Annotated in this window: 1 protein-coding gene and 1 pseudogene; one reads left to right on the top strand and one right to left on the bottom strand. The window is 68.1% G+C overall.

The genetic code is table 11. From position 1 onward, the window contains the following. Positions 1-75: 75 nt before the first annotated feature. Positions 76-705 carry a class I SAM-dependent methyltransferase gene (locus tag HNQ79_RS33165; protein ID WP_185036701.1) on the bottom strand — a complete coding sequence of 210 codons (630 nt, stop codon included), beginning with the start codon at positions 703-705 and terminating at the stop codon, positions 76-78. 36 nt (positions 706-741) lie between these two features. Here HNQ79_RS33165 and HNQ79_RS33160 point away from each other — a divergent pair. After that, positions 742-1,634, top strand: a pseudogene (locus tag HNQ79_RS33160) (IS5 family transposase); the annotation flags it as partial.

The raw sequence follows: 1,634 nt of genomic DNA, 5'->3' as shown, positions 1-1,634 counted from the left end.
TTCCAGTCTGATCAGGGAGATTCGGCTGAGCTGGCAATCTGGAGGTGCGCCGAGCGGCCGGGGACTGGGCAGTGGCTACGAACGGCGGGCCAGCAGATGGGCGTCGAGGAAGCCCCGATCAGAGGCTGGATCGTGGAGCAGCCGGGCGAAGGGGTTGAGCCCAGCATCGCCCAGCAGTTCGGCGAGGAGATCCACCGGCCAGCTGTAGGCGGGCGCCACCTTGTGGTCGAACCGGACCGGTTCTTGTCCGTCGGTCCCGAAGAAGGAGACCAGGAGCAGACCGTCCGGCGCCAGGACGCGCACCTGTTCGGTGAGCAGCTCCGGTAGTTCTCCAGGAGGGGTGTGGATCATTGAGTAGTGGGCCAGCACGCCGCCGAGCGCGGCGTCCTCGATCGGCAGGGATTCCATCCGCGCCTCTTGGAAGCGCAGCGCCGGATGGGCCTGCCGGGCGTGGTCGACCATGCCGGGGGCAAGGTCGAGTCCGAAGGCGTCCAGGCCGAGTTCGTGCAGCATGGCTGTCAGATGTCCGGGCCCGCACCCGACGTCCGCTGCCCGCGGGTTGCCCGTCGCGCGCACCAGTTCGGCGAAGGTGCCGATCATGGCCCGGGAGAAAGGTTGTGTCTCCAGCCGGTTTGCGAACAGCGATGCGTACAGCTCAACGACACCGTCGTAGGCCGTCCTGGTCTCGTCCTGATGATTCACCACGGGCAGGACTCTATAGCCGGTCTGATAATTGATCTTGTGGCAGGTCGAGGTGAGCTGACGGACGCGGCATGGAGGCGGATAGAGCCCCTTTTGCCTCATGTGGGCGGACGGGGCCGTCCGTGGCGTGATCACCGGCAGGTGGTCAACGGGGTGCTGTGGCGGCTGCGGACCGGGGCTCCGTGGCGGGATCTTCCCGACCGGTTCGGGCCGTGGCAGACCGTCTACGAGCGGTTCGCCCGCTGGGAGGCGGACGGCACCTGGGCACGGTTGCTGGAGCATGTTCAGGTCCGCGATGACGCGGTGGGCCGGGTGGAATGGACGGTCTCCGTCGACTCCACCATGAACCGAGCCCACCAGCACGCAGTGGGCGCCCGCAAAAAGGGGATGCGAACGGGGACGAACTGGAAGATCCGGGCGGCTCGCAAGCGCGCCAGGCCCTCGGCCGCTCCCGAGGCGGACTGACCACCAAAGTCCATCTCGCCGTCGATGGCCGGGGCCTGCCCCTATCGATTGTGCTCACGCCCGGCAACGTCAACGACGCTACGGCGTTCGGCCAGGTCCTCGACGGCATCCGCGCCCCGCGCCTCGGCACGGGCCGCCCGCGCACGACACCGGATCGTGTGCTGGGTGACAAGGCGTATTCCAGCAGGTCCATCCGTCATCTGCTGAGGCGCCGGGGCATCGCTGCCACGATCCTCGAGCGCCGCGACCAGGCGGCGAACCGCCGCCGACGCGGAGCCCTCGGCGGCCGGCCGCCGGCCTTCGACAAGGTCACCTAACGCGACCGCAACGTCGTCGAACGATGCTTCGCCCGCCTCAAGCAGTTCCGCGCGATCGCGACCCGGTTCGACAAGCTCGGCGACCGCTACCGTGCCGGAGTTGTCCTGGCTTCCTTGATCCTCTGGCTCCGCGAGTCCACGGGTGATCAT

This window comes from Streptomyces candidus (assembly GCF_014207445.1).
GTDB classification, from domain to species: domain Bacteria; phylum Actinomycetota; class Actinomycetes; order Streptomycetales; family Streptomycetaceae; genus Streptomyces; species Streptomyces candidus.
The sequence above is the reverse complement of the archived record's forward strand: the minus strand, read 5'-3'. Positions and strand labels throughout refer to the sequence as shown.